The 2,911-nt window shown below is 73.5% G+C and carries 4 protein-coding genes; all 4 read left to right on the top strand.

The genetic code is table 11. The features are described from left to right. Nucleotides 1–45: 45 nt before the first annotated feature. Nucleotides 46–867, top strand: a complete 822-nt coding sequence (proC, locus tag FHL80_RS24940) for a pyrroline-5-carboxylate reductase (RefSeq protein ID WP_138736016.1) — start codon at nt 46–48, stop codon at nt 865–867. 316 nt (nt 868–1,183) lie between these two features. Then, entirely contained in the window at nt 1,184–1,537 is a 354-nt protein-coding gene (locus FHL80_RS27255; protein WP_246078942.1) for a helix-turn-helix domain-containing protein, read from the top strand. A 162-nt stretch (nt 1,538–1,699) separates the two neighbouring features. After that, entirely contained in the window at nt 1,700–1,855 is a 156-nt protein-coding gene (locus FHL80_RS27260) for a 30S ribosomal protein bS22 (RefSeq protein ID WP_439331116.1), read from the top strand. 10 nt (nt 1,856–1,865) lie between these two features. Next, the coding region (locus FHL80_RS24955) for an NAD-dependent epimerase/dehydratase family protein (protein ID WP_138736017.1) at nt 1,866–2,911 on the top strand (1,046 nt) is incomplete at its 3' end.

Below are 2,911 nucleotides of genomic sequence, written 5' to 3' on the forward strand. Positions count from 1 at the left end.
CCCGGGCCACGCCGTCGCGCCCGGCGGGGCACTACGGTCGCGGACATGATCACCGCAGGGCGGACGGGCCTGGCCATCATCGGCGGCGGCAAGATCGGCGAGGCGCTGCTCGCCGGTCTGGTCCGCCAGGCGGGCACCGGGGACGGCGTCGTCGTCGTCGAGCGCAGCCCGCAGCGGGCCGCGGAGCTGGCCGAGCGGCACGGCATCGCTGCGGCCGACCTGGCCGGGGCGGCCGCGCGGTCACGGGTCCTGCTGCTGGCGGTCAAGCCCCAGGACATCGACGGCCTGCTCGTCCTGCTGGCCCCGCACGTGACCGCCGAGCACCTGGTGGTGTCGGTGGCCGCCGGCGTGCCCACCAGCCGGATCGAGGCGGCCCTGCCGGCCGGGACGCCGGTGGTGCGGGTCATGCCGAACACGCCCGCCCTGGTGGACGCCGGGATGAGCGTGATCTCCGCGGGCGCGCACGCGACCGAGGAGCACCTGGACGAGGCCGAGGCGCTGCTGTCACCGGTGGGCCAGGTGCGCCGGGTCCCCGAGGGCCAGCAGGACGCCGTCACGGCGCTGTCCGGCAGCGGGCCGGCCTACTTCTTCTTCCTCGTCGAGGCGATGATCGACGCCGGGATCCTGCTCGGGCTGCCGCGCGCGGTGGCCGCCGACCTGATCGTCCAGACGGCCTACGGGTCCGCGGTGATGCTCCGGGAGTCCGGGGAGCACCCGGTGCAGCTGCGGGAGGCGGTCACCAGCCCCGGCGGGACGACGATCGCCGCGATCCGCGAGCTGGAGCGGCACGGCGTGCGCGCGGCACTGATCGCGGCCATCGAGGCGGCACACGACCGGTCGGTCGCCCTGGGACGCGCAGCGGACTGACCGGCTCGGGGCACGTCCGGCCCAGAGCCCGTGCGCACCGTGTGTCCCAGGTCGCACCAGGTGGATCACAGGCACGTAGTTGTCCACAGATCTCTGTGGACAGCACCCAGGTGACGAGAGTCGACTTGGGGACAACACGCCGTAACTGGAGTGTCACGCGTTGTCTCTGTCCACTTGTGCCCAGGACGGACCGGTCCGCCTGTCCGTTTCACCCATCGCTTCTGTCACTCCGGTCCCCATATGGTCTCTTCCAGCACGAACGTGACACGCCCGCCGGTGGGGAAGCCGGTGGCCGCGGGTTGTGCTGAGACCGGAGATGAACGACGTGACCATGCCCCAGCGCGCCACCATCCAGACCGCCCGTCCGGGCGTCCCCGCTCCGCGCCAGATGGGTCGGCCCATCTCGGCTGCCTCGCTGTCGCGCCCCGTGCCGGCCGCCCACCCGGCCTCCATGCCCGTCGGCCGCCCGGCCCAGGTGCCCGCGCCCCGCGCCGCCGTCGCCTTCCTGACCGTCGCCGAGGTCGCCGCGATCATGCGGGTCTCGAAGATGACCGTCTACCGCCTCGTCCACGGCGGCGAGCTCTCCGCCGTCCGCGTCGGCCGCTCGTTCCGCGTGCCGGAGCGCGCCGTGCACGACTACCTGCGCGAGGCCTACACCGACATCGCCTGAACAAGGACCACCTCGCCCCCCACCCTTCGCACGCTCGGGGTGGGCCCCTGCGAGGTGGCCGCTCCAGCACGTCACCAGCCAGGTAGGCTCGGGTACTGAGCGGCCCCACCCTCCGCGAGGGGCGGGCCGCGCACGAGCTGATCACCTCGCACGGTGCCCGGCGTGACCGACCCGGTCACCTTCCCGGCACTGTGCGGACACGACGTCGGGAGCAGGACCATGGGTTCGGTCATCAAGAAGCGCCGCAAGCGGATGGCGAAGAAGAAGCACCGCAAGCTCCTCAAGAAGACCCGCGTCCAGCGGCGCAACAAGAAGTGAGCTGACGCTCGTGCCGCCCGCGGTCGTCCTCGTCACCGGCGTGAGCCGGTGGCTGGGCGGCGCGTTGGCGGCCGAGCTCGCGGATGACCCGGCGATCGACCGGGTCATCGGGGTGGACACCGTCCCCCCGGCTCCCGAGGTGCTCCGGCACTTGGGGCGCACCGAGTTCGTCCGCGCCGACATCCGCAGCCCGTTGATCGCGAAGGTCATCGAGTCGGCGTCGGTCGACACCGTCGTGCACATGAACATCAGCGCGACGCCGGCTGCCGCCGGTGGCCGGGTGTCGATGAAGGAGCTCAACGTCATCGGCACCATGCAGCTGCTCGCCGCGTGCCAGCGTTCGCCCGCCGTCCGGCGGCTGGTGCTCAAGTCGACCAGCGCGGTCTACGGGGCCAGCCCCCGCGACCCCGCCGTCTTCACCGAGGCGATGCAGGCCCGCCGGGTCCCGGCGGGCGGGTTCGCCCAGGACAGCCTGGACATCGAGGGTTACGTCCGCTCGTTCGCCCGCCGCCGCCCCGACGTGGGCGTCGCGGTGCTGCGCTTCACCAACCTGATCGGCCCCCGGATCGACTCGCTGCTGTCCGGGTTCCTCCGCATGCCGGTGGTGCCGACCGCGCTCGGCTACGACGCCCGGGTCCAGCTGCTGCACGAGGACGACGCCGTCGCGGTGCTCCGCCAGGCCGCCGTCGGCGACTTCGTGGGCACCGTGAACGTCGGCGCGTCGGGCACCGTGCTGCTGTCCCAGGCGATCCGCCGGCTGGGCCGCGTCGCCCTGCCGGTGCCGCAGTCCGCGATGGGCGGCGTCCGGAAGCTGGCCCGGCGGGCGCGGCTGGTCGACGGTTCGGTCGAGTGGTCCCCGGAGCAGATGCGCCTGCTCAACTTCGGCCGGGTGGTCGACACCCGCGTGCTGCGCGAGGAGTTCGGCTACACCCCGCGCTACAGCACCGCCGAGGCGCTCGCCGACTACGCCACCACGGTGCCGCCGGTCGTCCGGCCCGATCTCGTCGGGGACGTGACCGGGGCGGCCCGGTCGGTGGTCGGCGCGGTGGCGGGCGG

Origin of the sequence: Modestobacter excelsi (genome assembly GCF_005930495.1) — a bacterium.
Taxonomy (GTDB): Bacteria; Actinomycetota; Actinomycetes; order Mycobacteriales; family Geodermatophilaceae; genus Modestobacter; species Modestobacter excelsi.

Excerpts from the sequence above, each read along its gene's own strand:
- proC (WP_138736016.1), top strand. The coding sequence starts at position 46 with ATGATCACCGCAGGGCGGACGGGCCTGGCCATCATCGGCGGCGGCAAG.
- FHL80_RS27255 (WP_246078942.1), top strand. The coding sequence starts at position 1,184 with ATGAACGACGTGACCATGCCCCAGCGCGCCACCATCCAGACCGCCCGT.